Here is a 22,949-nt window from a genome sequence, read left to right on the forward strand (position 1 = left end):
GCTTCTGCGGCCTTTTCCATTTCTGATCATCGCCTTTTGAGTGCGTTTCTCGCTTGTGCCACCCTGCAGTGGCTGTCAAACACAAGGAGAAACACAGCATGGTTAAATCAACATTTCGTGCCTTTTGCATCACGCTGGCGCTGGGCGGCGCGCTCTGGACCAGCGGACTGGCGGCGGCGGAAAGCCCCAGTGAAACGCAGGCGACGCAGGTGTCCACGCCGCAGCAGGAACAGGTCAGCATCAATCAGGCCACGGCCGAGCAGCTGGCCGCCGCCATGAACGGTATTGGACTGAAAAAAGCGCAGGCAATTGTCAGCTATCGTGAGCAGTACGGGCCCTTCAGCGCCATCGAGCAGCTGAAAGAAGTACCTGGTATTGGCAGTGCGCTGGTGGAGCGGAACAGCGCGCGGCTGAAATTGTGAAGCGGCTCGCGACTCTGAAGGATTGCTAAAGCGGCCCATCAGGCTGTGCTATGCTCAACAGGTCCAACCAGTTGTCATTCACAGCCTGAACAGGAGCAATCATGCAAACCACCATCAAAGTGCGCGGCTATCATCTTGACGTCTATCAGCATGTGAACAATGCGCGCTACCTGGAATTTCTGGAAGAGGCGCGCTGGCAGTGGCTGGAAGATGCCGATGCCTTTCACTGGCTGCTGGAGCAGCAGCTGGCATTTGTGGTGGTGAATATCAACATTAACTATCGTCGTCCGGCGGTGCTGGGCGACGTGCTGCACATTGAGAGCGAGGTCTCGCAGCTCAACGGCAAAAGCGGCATTATTTTACAGCGGGTGGGGCTGGCGGGTGATAACACGCTGGTGGCGGATGCGGCGCTGACCTTCGTCTGCATCGATTTGCGCACGCAAAAAACCGTGCCGCTGGAAGGTGAGTTACGTGAACGCCTGGCGGCATTGATGACCGCGCCTTCCTGAGCTGACATGCCCAGAAAGCACGCCAGCCCGCAGCGCGGCCGCAATCAGCGCAGGCCGCTTTTCTGTTTCATCGCCGCCATCACGCTGGCCGCATTGGCCTGGTAATCGGCCAGGCCGCGCGCGCGCAGGTGGCAGGCCGCGCACTCGCCACAGCCGTCGCCTTTAACGCCGTTGTAGCAGGTCAGCGTCTCCGAGCGGACCAGCGGCAGCTGCTGCCAGTAGTCCGCCAGCGCCCAGGTTTCCGCTTTATTCAGCCACATCAGCGGCGTTTCAAAACGCACGTCGCGCGCCATGCCGAGAGTGACGGCGTTGTTCAGCGCTTTGACAAACTCGTCACGGCAATCCGGGTAGCCGGAAAAATCGGTTTCACACACGCCGGTGATCACCGCTTCGGCTTCCACCTGATAGGCATAAATTGAGGCCAGCGTCAGAAACAGGATGTTACGCCCCGGGACAAAGGTGCTGGGCAGGCCGCTGGCCTGCGGATTGTAGGCCGGCACCGGAATGTTATCGCGCGTCAGGCTGCTGACCGCCAGTTCATTGAGCAGCGTTACGTCCAGCACTTTGTGCGCCCGCGCGCCCAGCTGGTGCGCCAGCCCTGCGGCGACGCTGATCTCTTCGCGATGGCGCTGACCATAATCAAAGGTCACGCAGTGCACTTCATTATACTGCTGCAGCGCCTGAATCAGACAGGTGGTGGAGTCTTGTCCGCCACTGAATACGACAACGGCTCGTTTCATGTTTTCTTCCCCATAAATCAGTGCGCCTATGGTACTGACTCTGGCGCGGGCTGAACAGCACCGCCTGCGGCAGGCGGCGGGATCCAGGCGCGGGTGAAATCGAACCAGCCCATGCTGTTAAGCTGAATACCTTCGACGCCAGGCGGGGCAAACACCTGGTAGCGATAGTTAAACAGCGGCAGCAAATGGCCGTCGCGCATTAACCGCTGAAACAGCTGATGAATCGCGGCGCTGCGCAGTGCCGGGCTGGCCTGACGGGCGATAGCGTGCAGCGGTGCCTGCAGTACCGCCGGACGCAGCGGTTGCCAGGCCGCATCATTTTCCAGCCAGTTCACCAGGGTAAACTGCGGCGCATCACCAATCAGACGGTCGCCCATGATGATGTCGGCGTCACTCAGATCGATGTCGTCGCGCCAGCTTTTGACGTCGTGAAATACGCAGGTGAGGGTACAGCCCTGTGCCGCCAGCAGCGGCACCAGCGCCTGCGCCATGACGTGCAGTTCGATGGGCAGGTGATAATGCAGCGTCAGCGTTGCGGGCAGTGCGCCATCCGGGCGGTGCGGGGCGGGCAGCGGCCAGCCGGGCAGCAGTTCTGCGGTTGGCGTAATTAAGCCTTCATCCAGCGGCAGCTGCTGAATAACGCCGCTGTGCTGAATCAGCGCGAGCAGCGTTTTGGCCTGCGCCTGGCTGAAGCGAGCCGAGAAACGCGGCGCCAGATAACAGAAACCGAGACTGATGCTGCGATCCACCGGCCGCAGCGTGTCCAGCTCGTCGGGATCGCCAATGGCGATCTGCACCGGATGGCGACAGCTGGTGCCCAGCCCGCGATCGAACAGCTGCGGCGTAATCCAGTATTCCACCACCTGAATCAGCGGACGCTGATGGTGCCAGCGCGCATGGCTCTCCAGCCGCACCAGCTCGCGGGTAAAGTGCGTCAGGCGCCACGGTCCGCTGCCGATATCGGCATGTTCCGGATGCGGCAGCAGGCAAAACTGATGCGCCAGCCGCTGCGGTAGCCAGTAATCGCTGGTGCGCAGCCGGATACGCAGCGCCAGCGGATGTGGCGCATCGATGTGTTCCACCGCCGCCAGCAGGCGGCCGCCCTGCGGCGTCTGCATGATACGTTGCAGCTGCTGGACCAGCTGTGCCGCCTGCACCGGTTCGTCGTTGTGCCAGCTGAGCAGCGGCCGCAGCCAGAAATACCATTCGCGGCCCTGCGCATCGTGCTGCCAGTGATGTGCCAGATCGCCCTCGACATCATCCGCGTTAAAGCGCGTCAGGCCGGAAAAAATCTGGCGTACCAGATGCTGCTCGGCGCGTCCGGTGAGCTGCAGCGGATCCAGCGCCTCCATCGCGCGATAATAGGGAATGCGCAGCACCGGCGCCTGATTCTGCCACTGGCCGCCCATCAGTGGGCGCAGCATTTTCACCAGCCGTTCAGGCGCGACATCCAGTACCTGCAGTGCCTGTACCGCTTCACCGGCTGCCAGCTGCTGGCTAAGCAATTGCTGACGCAGCTGTTCGGGAGAGAGCAGAAAGCGCAGTTCGCCCTGTTTACCGCGTCCCGCCGCACCGTGCCACTGCAGCCAGCCCGCCTGCTGCCACTGCCGCAACAGGGTACGCACGTGGCGCTCGCTGCAAAAGCAGTGCTGCGCCATGGCCGCAACGCTGATGCGCTGCGCTTCGCCCTGGCTAAGCTGCCACAGGCGCTGAAACTGATTAACCCGATGAAGCTGTCGCATGATTAAACCCGGAACAGTTTTTTGAAAGTATTCACTATTAGTTCCGTAATTACCAGGCGATAGTAAACCCCTCATTCAGACCGGAGAGTTGCTATGGCCCGCCTCGCGGCATTTGATATGGACGGTACACTGCTGCTACCTACCCACCGTTTAGGTGCGGAGACGCTGCAGAGCCTCAACGCCTTACACCAGCGTGGCGTTACACTGGCGTTTGCCACGGGGCGTCACCTGCTGGATATGCAGGCAGTACGTCGGCAGATCACCTTGCCCGCCTGGCTGATCACCGGTAACGGCACGCGCATTCACGATGTCGAGGGCAGGCAGCTGTACGGCTGTGATTTAGCGCCGTCGGTGGCGGAAGAGGTATTGCACAGTCACTGGCAAACTCCCGCGTCGATCCATATCTTCAATGACGAAGGCTGGTTTACCGATAAACCGCTCCCGGGATTGCTGGAAGCGCACGCGATGAGCGGGTTTCACTATCAGCTGCGTGATTTACGCCGCATGCCGGCACATGAAGTCACCAAGATCTGCTTTATCGCGCCGTATGAGATGCTGCTGGCGCTGAAGATTGAACTGCAACAGGCGCTCGGCGATCGCGCCAGCCTGTGCTTCTCCGCCAGGGAGTGTCTGGAAGTTTTACCGGTGGATTGCCACAAAGGCGCCGCGCTGGCGCGGCTGTGCCAGCATCTGTCGCTGTCGCTGGCGGATTGCATGGCATTTGGCGATGCGATGAACGACCGCGAAATGCTGGAGCGCGTCGGGCGCGGTTTTATCATGGGCAACGCCATGCATCAGCTCAAAACCTCGCTGCCCCATTTACCGATTATTGGCCATTGCGAGACACAGGCGGTGTCTCACTACTTAAATCACTGGATGACCACACCACACCTCGATTATTCCCCCGAATGCTGAGGCTTACAGTGAACCGGACAGGATGTCCGGTTTTTTATTGCAGTTCGTGCTGCCACGCCTGAATATCGCCGATCTGCTCAGCGACCCACTGCGGATTGTAATAGGTATCCGGATAGCGCTCGCCGCTGTCACACAGCAGCGTCACCAGCGCGGCAGATTGCCCCTGCGCGCGCAGCCGTTTTGCCACCTGCAGCATGCCCCAGAAATTGGTACCGGTAGAGGCGCCCGGACGCCGGCCGAGAATCTGCTCCAGCCTTAACATGGCCGCCACGGTGGCGCCATCCGGCACTTTCATCATTTCGTCAATCACATCCGGTAAAAACGACGGCTCAACGCGCGGGCGACCAATCCCCTCAATCAGGCTGCCACGCTCGCTGCGCAGCGTGCGATCGCGGCTGTGCCAGTAATCGAAAAACACCGAGTGTTGCGGATCGACCACCAGCAGGCGCGTGTCGTGGCCCTGATAGCGAATGTAGCGCCCCAGCGTAGCCGAGGTGCCGCCGGTGCCGGCGCTCATGATCAGGGTGTGTGGCACCGGGAAAGGTTCATGCGCCATCTGGCGGAAAATGCTTTCGGCAATATTGTTGTTGCCGCGCCAGTCGGTGGCGCGTTCGGCGTAGGTAAACTGATCCATAAAATGGCCGTTGAGTTCACGCGCCAGACGCTCGGATTCGCTATACAGCTGGCACGGATCGGCCACGAAGTGGCACTCCCCGCCGTAAAAGCGGATCAGCTCGATTTTGCGCCGCGCGGTACTGGCTGGCATTACGGCGATAAACGGCAGGCCGAGCAGACGGGCAAAATAGGCTTCCGACACCGCGGTGCTGCCGGAGGAGGCTTCGATGATCGGCGTGTTTTCGCCAATCCAGCCATTGGCCAGACCATAGAGAAACAGCGAACGCGCCAGGCGATGTTTCAGGCTGCCGCTTGGATGGGTGCTTTCATCCTTAAGATAAAAGCGAATGCCGGGGAAATCGTCCAGCGTAAAACGGATCAGGTGCGTATCAGCGGAGCGCTGAAAGTCGGCGTTAATTTCATTGATAGCGTGGCGAACCCAGGGCGTTTGCATGGTGCGATTCCGGCAGCGAGATTGCGCTCAGTGTAAGGCACTGGCAGGAAAAAGAGGTTGCTAAAATTTGGTTATAATGGGCAAATAAGAGAAAATTTTTCTCCTGAGGTGGCGAATGCTAGATAAAACTGACCGCACACTGCTGGCGCTGCTGCAAAAAGACTGCACGCTGTCGCTGCAGGCGCTGGCCGATGCGGTGAATCTCACCACCACGCCGTGCTGGAAACGCCTGAAAAAGCTGGAAGATGATGGCATTATTCGGGCGCGCGTCGCGTTGCTGGATGGTGAAAAGCTCGGCCTGTCGCTCACCGCCTTTATGCTGATCAAAACCCAGCAGCACAGCAGCGACTGGTTTCAGCAGTTTGTCGCGGTGGTACAGCAGATGCCGGAAGTGATGGCCTTCTACCGCATGGCGGGCGAGTACGACTACCTGCTGCGCATTCAGGTGGCCGATATGAAGAGCTACGACGCGTTTTACAAACGTCTGGTTAACGGCGTGCCGGGGCTGATTGACGTCACCTCCAGCTTCGCTATGGAAGAGATTAAATACACCACCGCCTTGCCGGTAGCGCCCTGAACGGGCATCACAAGAGATTGTTTTGTGCGATTATTCAGCCAGTTAAGTTGGTATTTTTTGCGCGAGTGGCGGCGCTATCTGGGCGCCATCAGCTTGCTGATTATCATTGCGCTGCTGCAGCTGCTGCCTCCGCATCTGGTCGGCGTGATTGTCGACGGCGTGACCCAGCACAGCCTGACGCGCGGCGAAATTTTTCTGTGGATCGGCGTGATGCTGGTGACCGCAGTGATTGTCTATTTACTACGCTACGTCTGGCGCGTGCTGCTGTTCGGCGCCTCTTACCAGCTGGCGGTGGAGCTGCGTGAAGATTTTTACCGCCAGCTTAGCCGCCAGCATCCGGCGTTTTACCTGCGCCACCGTACTGGCGATCTGATCGCGCGCGCGACCAACGATGTCGATCGCGTGGTGTTTGCCGCGGGTGAAGGGGTGCTGACGCTGGTGGATTCGCTGGTGATGGGGCTGGTCGTGCTGGCGGTAATGAGCGTGCAGATTAGCTGGGAGCTGACGCTGCTGGCGCTGATTCCCATGCCGATTATGGCGCTGGTGATCCAGAAAGACGGCGCGCGCCTGCATCAGCGCTTCAAAGTGGCGCAGGCGGCGTTCTCCAGCCTGAACGATCAAACGCAGGAGAGTCTGACCAGCATCCGCATGATCAAAGCCTTTGGCCTGGAAGATCATCAGTCGAGCCAGTTTGCGGATATCGCCAGCGACACCGGCCGCAAAAATCTGCACGTGGCGCGCGTCGATGCGCGCTTCGATCCCATCATTTATATCGCCGTGGGCTTTTCGAATCTGCTGGCGATTGGCGGTGGCGGCTGGATGGTGTGGCACGGTTCACTGACGCTCGGGCAGCTCACCAGCTTTGTCATGTATTTAGGGCTGATGATTTGGCCGATGCTGGCGCTGGCGTGGATGATTAACATCGTCGAGCGCGGCAGCGCGGCCTGGAGCCGTATTGGCGCGCTGCTGGCGGAAGCGCCTGCGGTTGAGGATGGTCAGCAGCCACTGCCGGTGGAAGCGGGCGTGCTGCAGGTGGCGATCCGCGCCTTCCACTATCCGGCGAGCAGCGCGCCGGTGCTGAGCGACGTGCATTTCCAGCTACAACCCGGGCAGATGCTTGGGCTGTGCGGGCCTACCGGCTGCGGCAAAAGCACGCTGCTGAGCCTGATTCAGCGCCATTTTGATATCGATCAGGGCGAGATTTGCTATCACGCCATTCCGCTACCGCAGCTGCGGCTGGACAGCTGGCGCAGCCGGCTGGCGGTGGTCAGTCAGACGCCGTTCCTGTTTTCCGATACCGTTGCGAATAACCTGGCGCTGGGCCGCCCGGAGGCAACGCAGGAAGAGATTGAGCGCGTGGCGCAGATGGCCTGCGTGCACGATGACATACTGCGTCTGCCACAGGGGTACGCTACCGAAGTGGGCGAGCGCGGCGTCATGCTCTCTGGCGGGCAGAAACAGCGCATCGCCATTGCGCGTGCGCTGTTGCTCAACGCGGAGATTCTGATCCTCGACGATGCGCTGTCGGCGGTTGATGGCCGTACCGAACATGAAATCCTGCATAACCTGCGCCTGTGGGGCAAAGGGCGCACGCTGATCATCAGCGCGCATCGGCTGTCAGCGCTGACCGAAGCCAGCGAGATTCTGGTATTGCAGCAGGGCGCAGTGGCACAGCGCGGCGATCACGATACGCTGGCGGCGCAGCCGGGCTGGTATCGCGATATGTATCGCTATCAGCAGCTGGAAGCCGCGCTGGATGAGGACGAGTCAGAACAGGGAGCCGACCATGGCTAAATCGCAACGCTTATGGCCAACGCTGAAACGCCTGCTGGCCTACGGTAAACCGTGGCGCAAATCGCTGTGGCTGGCCGTCGGCATGCTGTGGATCGCTGCCGCTGCTGAAGTCACCGGTCCGGTGCTGGTGAGTTATTTTATCGATAACCTGGTGGCAAAACACCAGATGCCGTGGGGCATCGTGGCCGGGCTGCTGGTGGGTTTTGTGCTGCTACAGCTGCTGGCAGCGGGTCTGCACTATTTCCAGGCGCTGCTGTTTAACCGCGCGGCGATTGGGGTTGTGCAGCAGCTGCGCGTCGACGTGATGAATGCGGCGCTGCGCCAGCCGCTCAGTGCCTTCGACACCCAGCCGGTGGGGCAGATTATTTCGCGCGTCACCAACGACACCGAAGTGATCAAAGATCTTTACGTCACGGTGGTGGCCACTGTGCTGCGCAGCGCTGCGCTGATTGGCGCGATGCTGGTGGCGATGTTTGCACTCGACTGGCGTATGGCGCTGGTGGCGCTGGTGATTTTCCCGCTGGTGTTAACGGTGATGCTGATCTATCAGCGCTACAGCACGCCGATTGCGCGCCGCGTACGTAGCTATCTGGCCGAAATCAATAATGGCTTCAACGAAGTGATTAACGGCATGAGTGTAATCCAGCAGTTTCGCCAGCAGGCGCGCTTTGGCGAGCGCATGGGCGAAGCCAGCCGTTCGCACTATCTGGCGCGGATGGAGACGCTGCGGCTGGACGGCTTCCTGCTGCGTCCGCTGCTCAGCCTGTTTTCTGCACTGATTTTGTGCGGTCTGCTGATGCTGTTCAGCTTCGCCACGCCGGGCGTGTTTGAGGTTGGCGTGCTTTACGCCTTTATCACTTATCTTGGCCGCCTTAACGAGCCACTGATCGAGCTCACCACGCAGCAGTCAATGCTGCAGCAGGCGGTGGTGTCGGGCGAACGTATTTTTGAACTGATGGATGCGGCGCAGCAGGGCTACGGCAGTGACGCTCAGCCGCTGGCTTCCGGGCGTATCACCCTGCGCGATGTCAGCTTTGCCTACCGCGACAACCGCGACGTGCTTAGCCATATCGATCTCGAGGTGCCGGCGCGCGGCTTCGTGGCACTGGTCGGCCACACCGGCAGCGGAAAAAGCACCTTAGCCAATCTGTTGATGGGCTACTATCCGGTGACGCGCGGCAGCATAGAACTGGATGGCCGCCCGCTGCGCCAGCTGACGCACGATGCGCTGCGCGGCAGCGTGGCGATGGTGCAACAGGATCCGGTGGTACTGGCCGATACGCTATTGGCCAACGTGCGCCTGGGACGCGATATCAGCGAAGAGGACGTGTGGCGCGCGCTGGAGAAGGTGCAGCTGGCACCGCTGGCCCGCGCGATGCGCGACGGCATTCATACCCGGCTCGGTGAGCAGGGGAACACGCTGTCGGTCGGGCAGAAGCAGCTGCTGGCGCTGGCGCGCGTGCTGGTGTCGCTGCCGCAGATTCTGATCCTCGATGAGGCCACTGCCAATATCGACTCAGGCACCGAGCAGGCGATTCAGCAGGCGCTGCGCACGCTGCGCCAGCACAGCACGCTGGTGGTGATTGCTCACCGTCTTTCCACCATTACCGAAGCGGATCAGATTCTGGTGCTGCACCGTGGTCAGGTGGTCGAACGTGGTACGCACACCGAACTGCTGGCGCAGCAGGGCCGTTACTGGCAGATGTACCAGCTGCAGCAGGCCGGCGATGAACTCGCGGCGGGCATACCCGCAACGGCAGAGGGGTGATTTGCACCTTTTTTGCGCAGATTTATCGGAATGTTCTGTATTGATGCACTCCTTTGAGGCCGCAAGCACCAAAGGAGTGCAGTAAAGTCCCACCTTTCTGTTTTTCCGAATGAAAACCTTGCCCGTTACGCCATACCGGAGCGCGATACTCTGCGCCCGGCAGCCTTAGCGCCTACTTTTGCCATTTGTGGCACAGCCTTTGCTTAACTCTCTGCGTGTCCGCGAAGACTCACCTATTTTTATATCCGGAGGGGAACGTATGAAGCTGGTTACCGTGGTAATCAAACCATTTAAGCTGGAGGACGTGCGTGAAGCCTTATCCTCCATTGGCATTCAGGGCCTGACCGTGACCGAAGTGAAAGGCTTCGGTCGTCAGAAAGGCCATGCAGAACTGTACCGCGGTGCCGAGTACAGCGTTAACTTCCTGCCAAAAGTAAAAATCGATATTGCGATTGCGGACGATCAGCTGGATGAAGTGGTGGATGTGATCAGCAAAGCCGCGTACACCGGCAAAATTGGCGACGGCAAAATTTTCGTCGCGGAACTGCAGCGCGTGATTCGTATTCGTACCGGCGAGACCGACGAAGCAGCACTGTAACTGGGGCTCTGAATTGTGATGGGATGGAAAGAAATGAATAAAGTAATGACTAAGTTGGGCCTCACCAGCCTGGCGCTGTTACCGTCTCTTGCGATGGCAGCTGCGCCTGCCGTAGCGGATAAAGCCGATAACGCGTTTATGATGATTTGTACCGCGCTGGTACTGTTCATGACAATTCCCGGCATTGCCCTGTTTTACGGCGGCCTGATTCGCGGCAAAAACGTGCTGTCGATGCTGACTCAGGTCGCGGTGACGTTCGCGTTAGTGTGCGTACTGTGGATCGTCTACGGCTACTCGCTGGCGTTCAGCGAAGGCAACGCCTTCTTCGGTAACTTCCAGTGGGCGATGCTGAAAAATATTGAGCTGAAAGCGGTGATGGGCAGCTTCTATCAGTACATTCACGTGGCGTTCCAGGCTTCCTTCGCCTGTATCACCGTGGGGCTGATTGTTGGTTCGCTGGCTGAGCGTATTCGCTTCTCTGCGGTACTGATTTTCGTGCTGGTGTGGCTGACGCTGGCCTATCTGCCTATCGCACATATGGTGTGGGCTGGCGGCTTCCTGGCACAGGATGGCGCGCTGGACTTCGCTGGCGGTACCGTGGTGCATATCAACGCCGCCGTTGCGGGTCTGGTTGGTGCTTACCTGGTAGGCAAGCGTGCTGGCTTCGGTAAAGAAGCGTTCAAACCGCATAACCTGCCAATGGTGTTTACCGGTACCGCGATTCTGTACGTTGGCTGGTTCGGCTTCAACGCCGGCTCTGCGTCTTCCGCTAACGAAATCGCGGCGCTGGCCTTCCTGAATACCGTAGTGGCCACTGCGGGTGCCGTGCTGTCGTGGGTGTTCGGTGAGTGGGCGCTGCGCGGTAAGCCTTCACTGCTGGGTGCGTCTTCTGGCTTCATCGCCGGTCTGGTTGCCATCACGCCAGCCTGTGGTTATGTCGGCGTCGGCGGCGCACTGATTATCGGTCTGGCCGGTGGCCTGGCAGGTATCTGGGGTGTGACCACGCTGAAGAAATGGCTGCGCGTTGATGACCCGTGTGATGTGTTCGGTGTGCACGGCGTGTGCGGTATCCTCGGCTGTATCCTGACCGGCGTGTTTGCCTCCTCTTCACTGGGCGGCGTAGGCTACGCGGAAGGCGTGACCATGGGCCATCAGGTTTGGGTGCAGCTGTTCAGCTGTGGCCTGACCATCGTCTGGTCTGGCGTAGTAGCCTTCGTGGGCTTCAAGCTGGCAGATATGATTGTTGGCCTGCGCGTACCGGAAGAACAGGAACGTGAAGGTCTGGATGTGAACAGCCACGGCGAGAACGCTTACAACCAGTAAGTGCCGGCTGGCAGAAGAGCAGTGCGCTATAACTATAATGATGAGAAAGGGGCGAGATAATCGCCCCTTTTTTTATGCTTCGCGCTGACGCATCACCCCTTCCTGCACCGTCGTCGCCACCAGCGTGCCGTCCTGGCTGAAGAACTCACCGCGCACGAAGCCGCGCGCGCCGGACGCTGAAGTGCTTACCACGCTGTACAGGAGCCACTCGGAGAGATCGAATGGACGGTGGAACCACATGGAGTGGTCAATTGTCGCCACCTGCATATCCGGCTCAAGGAAGCCTTTGCCATGCGGCTGCAGCGCGACCGGCAGAAAGTTGAGATCGGAAGCGTAGCCCAGCAGATATTGATGAATGCGGCGATCGTCCGGCAGCTGGCCATTGGCACGCACCCAGACCTGGCGCAGCGGCTCATCAACGTGGCCTTTCAGCGGATTGTGGATCTGCACCGGACGGATATCCAGCGGGCGCTCGGCGAGGAATTTTTCTTTCAGCTTGAGCGGCAGGTGCGCAGCCAGTCGGTGGGCGAGATCCTGCTCGGAGGGCAGGTTATCGGGTCCCGGCACCTGCGGCATGCTGTTCTGATGCTCGAAGCCATCTTCCGGTGCCTGAAAGGAGGCGGTCATGTAGAAGATCGGCTGACCGTTTTGTACGGCGCTGACGCGGCGGGCGCTGAAGCTTTTGCCGTCGCGCAGGGTTTCCACATCGTAAATAATGGCTTTCTGGCTGTCGCCCGGGCGCAGAAAGTAGCTGTGGAAGGAGTGAATGATACGGGCTTCCGGCACGGTTTGTTTTGCCGCATATAGCGCCTGTCCCACAACCTGGCCGCCAAACACCTGGCGCAGGCCGAGGTCTTCACTCTGCCCACGAAACAGGCCTTCTTCCAGTTTTTCCAGATTCAATAAATTAAGCAGGTTGTGCAGTGCCTGGCTCATAACGGATTCCTCAGTGATGCCAATGGCGTCAGTGTGAAAGATCCGACCAGTTTGCGCAACGCTTTTACCCGGTTTTCAGCAGCATGGCGGGGCTTCAGGCGCAAAGCGGATTTTTGTGCCAGAATTAACAGCAATCGGCGGTGGAAAACCCAGCCAATAAATTTACCGCCGACAATCATAGTGTTCATAAGGAGACGACATCGATGAAACTCTGGCATGTAATTAGCGGTATGACACTGGCGGTGGCAATCACAGGCTGTGCCGATCACAGTAAACCCGTGCCGACGCCAACTTTAGGCGCCAGCGTGGCCGGGCAGCCGTCGGCAATTGCCCAGCCGAACGTAAGCGGTTCCGTCTATATTCGCCAGCGTATTGCGCTGCCGCCGGATGCGGTGCTGACCGTGACGCTGGCCGATGCGTCACTGGCGGACGCGCCGTCCAAAGTGCTGTCACAGCGTGTGGTTCGCACCGAGGGCAAACAGGCACCGTTCCAGTTTGTGCTGCCCTTTAACCCGGCCGATATCCAGCCGAACGCGCGCATTTTGCTGAGCGCAGCGATCACCATCGACGGCAAGCTGGCGTTTATTACCGATACGGTGAAACCGGTGATTAATCAGGGTGGAACGAAAGCGGAACTGCTGCTGGTACCGGTGACCAATATGGCGATGCCAACCCAGCCGGGCGCTGCTACCACCGTGCCTTCGACGTCGCCAACCCAGGTTACGCCGTCAGCCTCCGTGCCGGCACCAACCAGTCTGTAAGTTGAAACGGGAGACAGCGCGTTACGGCAGCTGCGCCAGAATGGCACTGCAGAAAGTAAAGGCGCTGTCTCGTCCCTGATCGCTCGGCACACGCCATCCCTGGCGTGTGACGCTTTACTTTCTGCAGTGCCATTCCCGCGCCTTAAAGGGAGTGCGGCCTGTCAGCATTAATACTCCCAGCGATATTTCGCCAGTTCAATTTCTCCCGCATCACTCACTTCAATACCTTCGGCTTCCAGTGCATCGCGCTGACGAAAAAGATCATCGCCCTGCAGCGAAATACGACCATGACGATTAATCACGCGGAACCACGGCAGTTTACTGCCTGGCGGCAGGCGCCGCAGCACGCCGCCCACCTGACGTGCGGCACGCGGTGAACCAGCCAGCAGCGCGACATCGCCGTAGGTCGTCACTTTACCGGCAGGAATAGCGGCAACAATTTGCCAGACGCGCTCGGAAAAATTGCTCTGTTCACTCACTGACGCACCTCGTCTGCGGGAAAAGCGCCACTTTAGCATGCGATTGCGGCTATCAGCAGGGTTTGGCCGCCGGCCTGTTCAAGAAACCAACGGTTGCCCGGCCTGCGCTTGCAATTGCCAGGGGCTTCCCCGATAATGCCAGCGCTCTCAACATGAGAGCTCGTCAATGGGGGCCCTGTTGGTTCTCCCGCAACGCTAACTTGTGAACTCGGTCAGGTCCGGAAGGAAGCAGCCGCAGCAGGCGACGCGTGTGCCGGGATGTAGCTGGCAGGGCCTCCACCATTTCTGCCCATGCAAAATCCCTGCGCGCAATGCGGCACAGCACCCTGTCGGCACTCCTTTGCCTGCCTGTCATCCGTGGAAATAAAGGTGAGTAACGAAACGACCTGCGGGGAGAAAACTTAGCGGACGTACTTCCAGACAGATCCGGGCACTTTGTCATAGAGCTTGTTCATGGTCAGCTCGGCCAGACGGTGATCGGCTGCGGAGTAGAATACCGCTAACTCATCATCGGGTAATTCATACTTGTTCTTTTCAATCACCCGTTCAAGGGTGTCAATTGAGCGACAACGACGCAGTCGCATCAAATAGTCTGTTTTGGTTAAGGCTGGGTTGCTCATAAATAAACCGGTCTCACTCTGATGCTAAAAGGAATGGCTGGGTTGCTGGAGATAAGCGCACTCTTCGGCAAACAGATTAAATAAGCGTTTTGCTGAACGTTGCCACCGTTGAAGATCCTGGGTATTGATTCCATAGCTGCTAAACAGCATAAAGGTATCATCAAGATATTCATCGATTTGCGTAATCAGCGCTTCATCTTCAACATGCTTAATTTTGTAATTCATCGTGAAAGAGGCGATATGCTCAATCAAATCGTTGAGCTGTAAATTGCCTGGCGAAGTGGGATCATTAACCCAGCCGGGATGGCTGTCGGTTAGCGTCGCCATACTTTCGTCAAACAGGTTCTCACACAGAAATTTAAGCTGGGCAATATCATGCCGTTTCGGTGAGTATTCGTCCATCTTTTTCCCCTCCATAGCGAGCACAGTTACCGCGACGCGGCGAGATTTGGAAAAGCTACCAGGGAGCGATCACGAATAAAAAGAATTCAGCGACCTTTTAAATATAATCCACAATCATTAGTTTTGCTCACCCAATTACTAAATGTTACAATTCGTCGCACGGTGACGGGCGGGTATTGTCTATCACCTCAAACACCAGTGCGCCGGGCGTTGTCTGGAACAAAACTTCTTCACGTTGGGTAAAGGTTTCATTTAAATCAAGGCAGGGATTAAATAAATCCCACGTGAAATCGTAAAGCATTTTAAATCGTTTGTGGCCGACGGGCTGAATGGAAATAATGGTAAAACTGTCCGGAACTAATTGCGCGTTTTGAGAATACCACTGTAAATCGCCGGCAAGGTCCTGGGCTATTTTGAGAATATTCCCCTGGATAATCTGGCGTAACTTGCCGCAATCATCCTCATTCACGTCAATATCACTATGAATAATAGACTGCATTCTGCATCCCGTAAAAAGCAAGGAGAGTTCTATCATTGGCTTTCAGCTCTGACATTGCAAGCCATTGGTAAACAGAAAGGGCGATTGCTGCGATGGGCGCTGGCTTGATGGCACAAATCGCCCAGGCGTATCGCTACTGATCAACTTTTGAAACACTTTCGTCCGCGCGTCGCGATGATGCCATCAGGTAGTATATTGTTATGTTATAACATTTTGGTTGCCTATCATGAATCACAGTGGATTACTTCTCTCGCTCGGCGGGCGCCTGCTGGTAGCGCTACTGCTGAGTAGCCTGCTGGCTTTAGCCATCTTCTGGGGCCTGCACCAATGATGCGTTTTCATCATCTGCAGGGCGGCTATCAGGGCAGGGCGGTGACGCCGGTGGTGAATGGCGAACTGGCGGCCAGCAGTATGACGGCACTGGTCGGGGCCAACGGTACGGGCAAATCAACCTTGCTTAAGACCATCGCCGGACTGCTGCCGCCGGTGGCGGGACGCTGTGAACTGCAGCTGCCGCGAAAAGCGCTGGGCTGGTTGCCGCAGCGCAGCGAGCTGGACACCCGCTTCCCGCTCACCGTCTATGAGCTGGTAGCAATGGGCTGCTGGCCACGCTGCGGCTGGTTCGGTGGCATCACGCGTGCGCTGAGGCAGGAGATTGATGCCGCGCTGGAGGCGGTGCAGATGCGCGACTTCGCCACTGCGCAGCCCGCGATGCTCTCCGGCGGGCAGTTGCAGCGCGTGCTGTTTGCGCGCCTGATGCTCCAGCGCAGTCAGCTCTGGCTGCTGGATGAACCCTTCAACGGCATTGATACGCCGACGATAACCTTACTGATGTCGATTCTCGAACAGCAGCAGCGGGCGGGCACCACGCTGCTGGTGGTGCTGCACGACAAGCTACTGGTGGCGCGCCATTTTCGTGACGTGCTGTCGCTGGATGAGCGCGACAGTGCGCAGCAACCGCGGCTGTGTCGGGTGGCGTCATGACGTTACTCCAGCCGTTTATTGAGTTTGGTTTTATGCGCCGGGCGCTGGTGGCCTGCATGGCGCTGGCGATCAGTGCGACGCCGCTCGGCGTCTTTCTCTCGCTGCGCCGTATGAGCCTGGTGGGCGATGCGCTGTCCCATGCGGTATTGCCGGGCGCCGCCATCGGCTATCTGGTGTCCGGCCTGTCGCTGGTGGCGATGGGCATTGGCGGCCTGATTGCCGGGCTGGCGGTGGCGCTGCTGTCCGGTGCGGTCAGCCGTTACACCCACCTGAAGGAGGATGCCAGCTTTTCCGGCTTCTATCTGGGTTCGTTGGCGCTCGGCGTCACGCTGGTATCACTGCGCGGTTCCAGTGTCGATCTGCTGCATGTGTTGTTCGGCTCGCTGCTGGCGGTGGATAACGGCGCGATTGTGCTGGTTGGCAGCATCGCCGCGTTCACCCTGCTGATGCTGGCCGTGATCTTCAGGCCGCTGGTCATTGATGCCTTTGATCCTGATTTTCTGCGTGCGCAGGGGAGATGGAGCGCACCGCTGGTGCACGGCATTTTCCTCACGCTGGTGGTGCTGAATCTGGTGGCGGGTTTTCAGGTGCTCGGCACGCTGATGTCCGTCGGGCTGATGATGCTGCCCGCCACCAGCGCGCGCTTCTGGAGCCGTCACCTTACTCGCATGCTGGCGATTGCCATGCTGCTGGCGCTGATTGCCGCCTTTATCGGCCTGTTGCTCTCCTGGCACTATGCGCTGCCTGCCGGACCGGCGGTGGTACTGAGTGCGGCCGTACTGTTTTTGCTGTCTGTGTTGACAGGACCATGTGGCGGCCTGCTGCGCCGTCGATAATAAGATGACAAGGGGATAGGTATGAAGAAGTTACCGTTGAGTCTGGCGATTGGCGCGATGCTGATTAGCCCGCTGACGCTGGCAAAAACCGTTGATGCCGTAGCCAGTTTTACCGTGCTGGCTGACATCGTTAAACAGGTCGGCGGCGATCACGTTAAGGTGAAATCGCTGGTGGGGCCGGATGGCGATCCGCACACCTTTGAGCCGACGCCGCAGGATAGTCAGGCGCTGGCGCAGGCCGATGTGGTGTTCGTCAGCGGGCTGGGCATGGAAGGCTGGATGGACCGGCTGATTAGCGCGTCCGGCTATAAGGGCACGGTGGTGGTTGCCTCGAACGGCGTCAATACGCGCAAAATGGAGGAGGATGGCAAAACCATCACCGATCCACACGCGTGGAACAGCATGCACAACGGCGTGATCTACGCCACCAACGTGATGAACGCGCTGATCAAAGCCGATCCGGACGATGCCGCCGACATCCGTCACAGCGGTGAACGCTATATTCAGCAGTTGCAGAAGCTGGATAGCTGGGCCAAAAGTGAATTTGCCGGCGTGGCGCAAAGTAAACGCAAGGTACTCACCAGCCATGATGCCTTTGGCTATTTCGGCCAGCGCTACGGCGTGACATTCCTCGCGCCGGTGGGCTTCTCAACCGAAGCGGAAGCCAGCGCCAGCGATGTCGCCGCTATCATCAAACAGCTCCGGGCCGAGCACATCACCACCTACTTTATGGAGAATCAGACCGATCCGCGTCTGGTGAAACAGATCGCCAGTGAAACCGGTGCGCAACCCGGTGGCGAGCTCTATCCGGAAGCGCTGTCAGCGGCCAGCGGGCCGGCGCCCACCTATGAGGCGGCGTTTAAGCACAATGTGGAAACTCTGCTGCACAGCATGAAGTAAAAAAAAGGCCGGGGAGCATCCCGGCCAATTATCACGACACTTTCCTAACGTTTTTTCTTTCTTCCCTGCACCGCCTTAAAGCGCGGGTTGGTTTTGCAAATCACATAAATACGACCTTTACGCCGCACGACTTTGCAATCTTTGTGACGGGTCTTGGCAGACCGCAATGAACTGACAACTTGCATGTGGCTAAACTCCGGTTATTTGCTGCGCGTCAGGAAGCTGCCAAAACGCTTGTTGAAGCGTGCGGCGCTGCCCTCTTTGGCAAACTCTTTCTGTTTACCGGTGTAGTAAACGTGCGACTTCGACGACACATCAAGCGTGACGTACGGCAGCTCTTCGCCCTCAAACTGGATGGTACGATCGGTCTGAATCGTTGAGCCGACTTTGAAGTATTCGTCGACGGTGGTGTCGTGGAACACCACAGGACGGTAGTGCGGATGAATGTTTGGTTTCATAATAGCGCTCTCGTGTAATGTTATAATATAACAATATTATGAACCTCACGCCGCAGTATTGCAACCACGCGTCCGGTGCGGATTTGTCATGGGACGAGCGGGCAGGGGAGTGCGCAATAAAAAAGGCCGCTTGCGCGGCCTTTTAGCAGAGAGAAACTATCAGTGAGGGTGATCGACCGGATGGCCCTGTTCCAGCTCAGACTTGTTCTTGCTGAAACGGCGGCGCACCACTACGAAGAACACCGGCACGAAGAAGATCGCCAGCGCGGTGGCCGTCACCATCCCGCCCATCACGCCGGTACCGACGGCGTTCTGTGCGCCGGAGCCGGCACCGCTGCTGATCGCCAGCGGCAGTACGCCGAGGATGAACGCCAGCGACGTCATCAGAATCGGACGCAGACGCATACGTGAGGCTTCCAGCGTCGACTCGACCAGCCCTTTGCCTTCCTTCTCCATCAAATCCTTGGCGAATTCGACGATCAGGATGGCGTTCTTCGCCGAGAGACCAATGGTGGTCAACAGACCCACCACAAAGTACACGTCGTTACTCAGACCGCGCAGCGTGGTGAAGAGCAGGGCGCCAATCACACCCAGCGGCACCACCAGCATGACCGCGAACGGAATCGACCAGCTCTCATACAGCGCGGCCAGACACAGGAACACCACAATCAGCGAAATGGCGTACAGTGCAGGCGCCTGGTTGCCGGACAGGCGTTCCTGATAGGACATGCCGGTCCAGTCGTAGCCGATACCCGCAGGCAGCTTCGAGGCGAGGCTCTCCATCAGGTTCATGGCATCACCCGAGCTCTTGCCCGGCGCCGCCTGACCCAGGATCTCCATTGATGGCAGACCGTTGTAACGCTCCAGACGCGGTGAACCATACTGCCACTTCGCCGAAGAGAAGGCTGAGAATGGCACCATGGTCCCGGCGCTATTGCGCACGTACCATTTGCTGATGTCATCCGGCAGCATGCGCGAGTCGGCCTGACCCATCACGTACACTTTCTTCACGCGACCACGGTCGATGAAGTCATTGACGTAAGAACCGCCCCAGGCCGCACCCAGCGTGGTGTTGATGTCAGACAGCGACACACCAAGCGCCTGCGCTTTTTCCTGATCGATAATCAGTTTGTACTGCGGCGTATCTTCCAGCCCGTTCGGACGCACGCCCACCAGCGTATCCGGATGCTGGGCAATCATGCCAAACAGCTGGTTACGCGCGGCGGTCAGCTTCTCATGGCCGAGGTTACCCTGATCGATCAGCTGGAAGTCGAAACCGGTGGCGTTACCCAGTTCGATAATGGCCGGCAGGTTGAACGGGAACACCATGGCATCTTTGATCTGACCCAGCGCCTGCATCGCACGTCCGGCAATCGCCGGCACTTTCAGGCTGGCATCACCACGCTCATCCCATGGCTTCAGGCTGACGAAGGCGATACCGGTGTTCTGTCCACGACCGGCGAAGCCAAAGCCGTTAACGGTAAACACCGAATTCACGCTGTCTTTCTCTTTGGTCAGGAAGTAATCCGTAACCTGATCCAGCACCTTCTGCGTACGTTCCTGAGTCGCACCGGCAGGCAGCTGCGCCTGCGCCAGTAACAGCCCCTGATCCTCTTCCGGCAGGAACGAGGTAGGCAGTTTCAGGAACAGGTAAGCCATGCCGACCACAATCAGCAGATAAATCAGCAGATAGCGACCGGTGCTGCGCACAATGTGGCCGACGCTGTCGACGTAATGGTTGGTGCTCTTATCAAACAGGCGGTTAAACCAGCCGAAGAAACCGGTGGTTTTGCCGTGTTCACCTTTTTTGATGGGCTTCAGCATGGTGGCACACAGCGCTGGCGTCAGAATCAACGCCACCAGCACCGACAGCGCCATCGCCGAAACGATGGTGATCGAGAACTGACGATAAATCACCCCGGTTGAGCCGCCGAAGAACGCCATCGGGATAAATACCGCTGACAGCACCAGCGCGATGCCAACCAGCGCGCCCTGGATCTGTTCCATCGAGCGTTTGGTGGCTTCTTTCGGCGGTAATCCCTCTTCCGCCATGACGCGCTCAACGTTTTCCACCACCACGATGGCGTCATCCACCAGCAGGCCGATGGCCAGCACCATGCCGAACATCGTCAGGGTGTTTATCGAGTAGCCAAAGGCACTGATGATGGCAAAGGTGCCCAGCAGCACCACCGGCACGGCGATAGTAGGAATCAGCGTCGCGCGGAAGTTCTGCAGGAACAGATACATTACCAGGAACACCAGCACGATGGCTTCGAACAGCGTTTTCACCACTTCGAAAATGGAGATCTTAACGAATGGCGTGGTGTCGTACGGGTAAACGGTTTTCATGCCGGCCGGGAAGAACGGTTCCAGCTTAGCCAGTTCCGCTTTCACCGCGTCGGCGGTATCCAGTGCGTTGGCGCCGGTCGCCAGTTTGACACCGATACCGGAGGCTGGTTTGCCGTTATAGCGGGCAATGATCTCGTAGTTTTCACCGCCGAGTTCAATCTTCGCGACATCGCGCAGGCGCACCTGTGAGCCGTCCTGATTGACCTTCAGCATGATGTTGCCGAACTCTTCGGTCGAGGTCAGACGCGTCTGGGCAATGATCGAGGCGTTAAGCTGCTGACCTGGCACCGGTGGGGTACCGCCCAGCTGACCAGCGGCCACCTGGGTGTTCTGGGTTTGCAGCGCGCTGATCACATCCACCGGCGTCAGCTGGTAGTTGTTAAGCTTGTGCGGATCGAGCCAGATACGCATCGCATACTGCGCACCAAACACCTGAGTGTCACCGACGCCAGGCGTACGGCTGATCGGATCTTTGATGTTCGACGCTACGTAGTCTGAGATGTCGTTCTGCGTCATGCTGCCATCTTCGCTGACGAAACCGGCGACCATCAGGAAGCTGCTGGAGGATTTTTTCACCTGAATCCCCTGCTGCTGTACTTCCTGCGGCAGCAGTGGCATTGCCAGCTGCAGTTTGTTCTGCACCTGCACCTGAGCAATGTCGGCGTCAGTGCCAGACTGGAAGGTCAGCGTCAGCGTCAGCGTACCAGAAGAGTCACTGCTCGAGGACATATACATCAGCCCGTCGATGCCGTTCATATTCTGTTCGATAACCTGCGTTACCGAATCCTGTAGCGTTTTCGCATCTGCACCCGGATAAGATGCCTGGATTTCAACTGCCGGCGGCGCAACGTTGGGATATTGCTCGATCGGCAGTTTGATAATCGATAGCGCACCCGCCAGCATAATAATGATGGCAAGCACCCAGGCAAAAATGGGGCGATCGATAAAGAACTTAGCCATGTATCAACGGCTCCTGTTTATGACGATGATTTAGCAGACTGAGATTCCGGTGCGGCTTTGGCATCATCTTTGACTTCCTGCGGCGTCACCTGAGCACCCGGTTTAGCACGCTGAATACCGACGGTAATCACGCGATCGCCCTCTTTCAGGCCATCGGTCACCAGCCATTTGTCGCCAAACGCCTGGTTCGCGGTAATCTTACGCACTTCGACTTTATTATCCGCGCCCACTACCATCGCAGTGGCTTCACCGGTTGGCGTGCGGGTTACGCCGGTCTGCGGTACCAGCAGCGCCGTCGGGTTAGTGCCCTCATCCAGACGTGCACGCACGAACATGCCCGGCAGCAAACGATGATCCGGATTCGGGAAAATCGCGCGCAGGGTAATCGAGCCAGTGGTTTCATCCACGGTAACATCAGAGAATTCCAGTGTGCCCGGCTGGCTGTATGCGCTACCGTTCTGCATCAGCAGGGTAACATTAGCTTTGCCGTCGTTCTGCTTCAGCTGACCCGACTCCAGCTCGCCGCGCAGGCGCAGGAAATCATCGCTGGACTGGGTCACATCGACGTACATCGGGTCGAGTTGCTGCACGGTCGCCAGCGCGGTGGTCTGGCCGTTCGACACCAGCGCACCTTCCGTCACCGAGGATTTACCAATGCGGCCGCTGATTGGCGAGGTCACTTTGGTGTACGCCAGGTTAATGCGGGCGGTTTCCACATTGGCCTGCGCCGCCTGTACGGCTGCGGCGGTCTGCGCGGCGGTGGCCGCGGCGTTATCGTAGTCCTGCTGGCTGATATATTTGGTACCCAGCAGCGGCTTATAACGATTCACCGTCAGCTGGGCAACGCGCGCGTTGGCCTGAGCCTGGGCTAAATCGCCTTTTGCGCTGTCGTACGCGGCCTGATAGGTGGCGGGATCGATCTGGTACAGCGAATCGCCGGCTTTAACATCACTGCCTTCAACAAAATTACGCTTGAGAATGATACCTGACACCTGCGGACGCACTTCAGCCACGCGAAACGCCGAAGTACGGCCTGGCAGTTCGGTGGTAATTTCCAGGGGCTCGTTTTTTAACGTGACAACACCCACTTCCGGGGGCTGCTGCTGGGCGGCTTGCTGGGATTTATTATCATCACATCCTGTTAACAAAAAGCTGCCTGTAAGCATCACGGCGGCCGCCAGAGGCGCTAATCCTCTGTTTTTATTCATAAATAAACCTCTAGTGTCCGATATCAAATGATCAATGGATCACAAACCGTTAAACCCATTGCTGCGTTAAAACACGGGTCGTGCTATGGTACATACATTC

At 58.2% G+C, this 22,949-nt stretch carries 25 protein-coding genes and 1 other RNA gene; 13 read left to right on the forward strand and 13 right to left on the reverse strand.

Annotation, left to right across the window (positions count from 1 at the left end; all coding sequences use genetic code 11):
- Positions 1-98 precede the first annotated feature (98 nt).
- A complete protein-coding gene (locus tag C1Y42_RS00845) occupies positions 99-422 on the forward strand; it encodes a helix-hairpin-helix domain-containing protein (RefSeq protein WP_058775229.1) in 324 nt (107 codons plus the stop codon).
- 101 nt (positions 423-523) lie between these two features.
- Positions 524-931: a thioesterase family protein gene (locus C1Y42_RS00850; protein WP_104092652.1), complete on the forward strand. Its 408-nt coding sequence runs from the start codon at positions 524-526 to the stop codon at positions 929-931.
- Positions 932-975: 44 nt separating this feature from the next.
- Here C1Y42_RS00850 and queC read toward each other — a convergent pair whose 3' ends face one another.
- Together queC and C1Y42_RS00860 are read right to left on the reverse strand one after the other, a co-directional pair.
- Positions 976-1,671 (reverse strand): 7-cyano-7-deazaguanine synthase QueC, encoded by a 696-nt coding sequence (queC, locus tag C1Y42_RS00855; protein ID WP_104092653.1) that lies wholly within the window; start codon positions 1,669-1,671, stop codon positions 976-978.
- 26 nt (positions 1,672-1,697) lie between these two features.
- Positions 1,698-3,413 carry an SgrR family transcriptional regulator gene (locus C1Y42_RS00860; RefSeq protein WP_104092654.1) on the reverse strand — a complete coding sequence of 572 codons (1,716 nt, stop codon included), beginning with the start codon at positions 3,411-3,413 and terminating at the stop codon, positions 1,698-1,700.
- Between the two features lie 93 nt (positions 3,414-3,506).
- On the opposite strand from C1Y42_RS00860, the gene cof reads away from it, so the two are divergent.
- Positions 3,507-4,328 (forward strand): HMP-PP phosphatase, encoded by an 822-nt coding sequence (gene cof / locus C1Y42_RS00865; protein ID WP_104092655.1) that lies wholly within the window; start codon positions 3,507-3,509, stop codon positions 4,326-4,328.
- A 34-nt stretch (positions 4,329-4,362) separates the two neighbouring features.
- On the opposite strand, the gene C1Y42_RS00870 is transcribed toward cof, so the two are convergent.
- Positions 4,363-5,397 carry a PLP-dependent cysteine synthase family protein gene (locus C1Y42_RS00870; protein WP_104092656.1) on the reverse strand — a complete coding sequence of 345 codons (1,035 nt, stop codon included), beginning with the start codon at positions 5,395-5,397 and terminating at the stop codon, positions 4,363-4,365.
- Positions 5,398-5,512: 115 nt separating this feature from the next.
- Here C1Y42_RS00870 and C1Y42_RS00875 point away from each other — a divergent pair, with 115 nt between their 5' ends.
- From C1Y42_RS00875 to amtB, 5 genes are all read left to right on the forward strand, one after another.
- On the forward strand, positions 5,513-5,974 hold the full coding sequence (locus C1Y42_RS00875; RefSeq protein WP_021507196.1) for an Lrp/AsnC family transcriptional regulator: 462 nt from the start codon (positions 5,513-5,515) through the stop codon (positions 5,972-5,974).
- Positions 5,975-5,998: 24 nt separating this feature from the next.
- Entirely contained in the window at positions 5,999-7,768 is a 1,770-nt protein-coding gene (locus tag C1Y42_RS00880) for a SmdA family multidrug ABC transporter permease/ATP-binding protein (RefSeq protein WP_031279655.1), read from the forward strand.
- Positions 7,761-9,536: a SmdB family multidrug efflux ABC transporter permease/ATP-binding protein gene (locus C1Y42_RS00885; RefSeq protein WP_058769395.1), complete on the forward strand. Its 1,776-nt coding sequence runs from the start codon at positions 7,761-7,763 to the stop codon at positions 9,534-9,536. Before C1Y42_RS00880 ends, C1Y42_RS00885 begins: the two co-directional genes overlap by 8 nt.
- Positions 9,537-9,795: 259 nt before the next feature.
- Complete coding sequence (gene glnK / locus C1Y42_RS00890) at positions 9,796-10,134, forward strand: P-II family nitrogen regulator (protein ID WP_007886947.1); 339 nt, start codon at positions 9,796-9,798, stop codon at positions 10,132-10,134.
- 33 nt (positions 10,135-10,167) lie between these two features.
- Complete coding sequence (gene amtB, locus C1Y42_RS00895) at positions 10,168-11,457, forward strand: ammonium transporter AmtB (protein ID WP_021507199.1); 1,290 nt, start codon at positions 10,168-10,170, stop codon at positions 11,455-11,457.
- A 72-nt stretch (positions 11,458-11,529) separates the two neighbouring features.
- Here the strand turns inward: amtB and tesB are convergent, their stop codons facing one another.
- Together tesB and C1Y42_RS23345 are read right to left on the reverse strand one after the other, a co-directional pair.
- Entirely contained in the window at positions 11,530-12,393 is an 864-nt protein-coding gene (gene tesB / locus C1Y42_RS00900) for an acyl-CoA thioesterase II (protein WP_088516247.1), read from the reverse strand.
- A complete protein-coding gene (locus tag C1Y42_RS23345) occupies positions 12,390-12,581 on the reverse strand; it encodes a hypothetical protein (protein WP_146068777.1) in 192 nt (63 codons plus the stop codon). Before C1Y42_RS23345 ends, tesB begins: the two co-directional genes overlap by 4 nt.
- 15 nt (positions 12,582-12,596) lie before the next feature.
- Here C1Y42_RS23345 and C1Y42_RS00905 point away from each other — a divergent pair, with 15 nt between their 5' ends.
- Positions 12,597-13,154: a YbaY family lipoprotein gene (locus tag C1Y42_RS00905; protein WP_021507201.1), complete on the forward strand. Its 558-nt coding sequence runs from the start codon at positions 12,597-12,599 to the stop codon at positions 13,152-13,154.
- Positions 13,155-13,321: 167 nt separating this feature from the next.
- On the opposite strand, the gene C1Y42_RS00910 is transcribed toward C1Y42_RS00905, so the two are convergent.
- A complete protein-coding gene (locus C1Y42_RS00910) occupies positions 13,322-13,633 on the reverse strand; it encodes an MGMT family protein (protein ID WP_021507202.1) in 312 nt (103 codons plus the stop codon).
- A gap of 176 nt (positions 13,634-13,809) precedes the next feature.
- Here C1Y42_RS00910 and ffs point away from each other — a divergent pair.
- Positions 13,810-13,906, forward strand: an RNA gene (ffs, locus tag C1Y42_RS00915) — signal recognition particle sRNA small type.
- Between the two features lie 128 nt (positions 13,907-14,034).
- Here the strand turns inward: ffs and C1Y42_RS00920 are convergent.
- The 3 genes from C1Y42_RS00920 to C1Y42_RS00930 all read right to left on the reverse strand — a co-directional run bounded on the left by C1Y42_RS00920 (position 14,035) and on the right by C1Y42_RS00930 (position 15,154).
- Positions 14,035-14,253 carry an HHA domain-containing protein gene (locus C1Y42_RS00920; RefSeq protein WP_021507203.1) on the reverse strand — a complete coding sequence of 73 codons (219 nt, stop codon included), beginning with the start codon at positions 14,251-14,253 and terminating at the stop codon, positions 14,035-14,037.
- Positions 14,254-14,277: 24 nt separating this feature from the next.
- Positions 14,278-14,655 (reverse strand): Hha toxicity modulator TomB, encoded by a 378-nt coding sequence (gene tomB, locus C1Y42_RS00925; RefSeq protein WP_104092657.1) that lies wholly within the window; start codon positions 14,653-14,655, stop codon positions 14,278-14,280.
- A gap of 145 nt (positions 14,656-14,800) precedes the next feature.
- Entirely contained in the window at positions 14,801-15,154 is a 354-nt protein-coding gene (locus tag C1Y42_RS00930; protein ID WP_104092658.1) for a hypothetical protein, read from the reverse strand.
- Between the two features lie 327 nt (positions 15,155-15,481).
- On the opposite strand from C1Y42_RS00930, the gene C1Y42_RS00935 reads away from it, so the two are divergent.
- Genes C1Y42_RS00935 through C1Y42_RS00945 form a run of 3 tightly spaced genes read left to right on the forward strand, consistent with a single transcriptional unit; the run spans position 15,482 to position 17,874 of the window.
- Positions 15,482-16,138 carry a metal ABC transporter ATP-binding protein gene (locus tag C1Y42_RS00935; RefSeq protein WP_104092659.1) on the forward strand — a complete coding sequence of 219 codons (657 nt, stop codon included), beginning with the start codon at positions 15,482-15,484 and terminating at the stop codon, positions 16,136-16,138.
- Positions 16,135-16,974 carry a metal ABC transporter permease gene (locus C1Y42_RS00940; protein WP_058775239.1) on the forward strand — a complete coding sequence of 280 codons (840 nt, stop codon included), beginning with the start codon at positions 16,135-16,137 and terminating at the stop codon, positions 16,972-16,974. Before C1Y42_RS00935 ends, C1Y42_RS00940 begins: the two co-directional genes overlap by 4 nt.
- A 21-nt stretch (positions 16,975-16,995) precedes the next feature.
- The gene (locus C1Y42_RS00945; protein WP_058769397.1) at positions 16,996-17,874 is read left to right on the forward strand and encodes a metal ABC transporter substrate-binding protein; all 879 of its coding nucleotides are present in this window, start codon (positions 16,996-16,998) and stop codon (positions 17,872-17,874) included.
- A gap of 44 nt (positions 17,875-17,918) precedes the next feature.
- Here the strand turns inward: C1Y42_RS00945 and ykgO are convergent, their stop codons facing one another.
- The 4 genes from ykgO to C1Y42_RS00965 all read right to left on the reverse strand — a co-directional run bounded on the left by ykgO (position 17,919) and on the right by C1Y42_RS00965 (position 22,849).
- Entirely contained in the window at positions 17,919-18,059 is a 141-nt protein-coding gene (gene ykgO, locus C1Y42_RS00950) for a type B 50S ribosomal protein L36 (RefSeq protein ID WP_010616859.1), read from the reverse strand.
- Positions 18,060-18,074: 15 nt separating this feature from the next.
- Positions 18,075-18,332, reverse strand: a complete 258-nt coding sequence (locus C1Y42_RS00955; RefSeq protein WP_021507208.1) for a type B 50S ribosomal protein L31 — start codon at positions 18,330-18,332, stop codon at positions 18,075-18,077.
- A gap of 159 nt (positions 18,333-18,491) precedes the next feature.
- A complete protein-coding gene (locus tag C1Y42_RS00960) occupies positions 18,492-21,641 on the reverse strand; it encodes a multidrug efflux RND transporter permease subunit AcrB (RefSeq protein ID WP_021507209.1) in 3,150 nt (1,049 codons plus the stop codon).
- 17 nt (positions 21,642-21,658) lie between these two features.
- On the reverse strand, positions 21,659-22,849 hold the full coding sequence (locus C1Y42_RS00965) for an efflux RND transporter periplasmic adaptor subunit (protein WP_104092660.1): 1,191 nt from the start codon (positions 22,847-22,849) through the stop codon (positions 21,659-21,661).
- Positions 22,850-22,949 lie beyond the last annotated feature (100 nt).

This window comes from Pantoea sp. ICBG 985 (genome assembly GCF_002928365.1).
Classification (GTDB): Bacteria; Pseudomonadota; Gammaproteobacteria; order Enterobacterales; family Enterobacteriaceae; genus Pantoea; species Pantoea dispersa.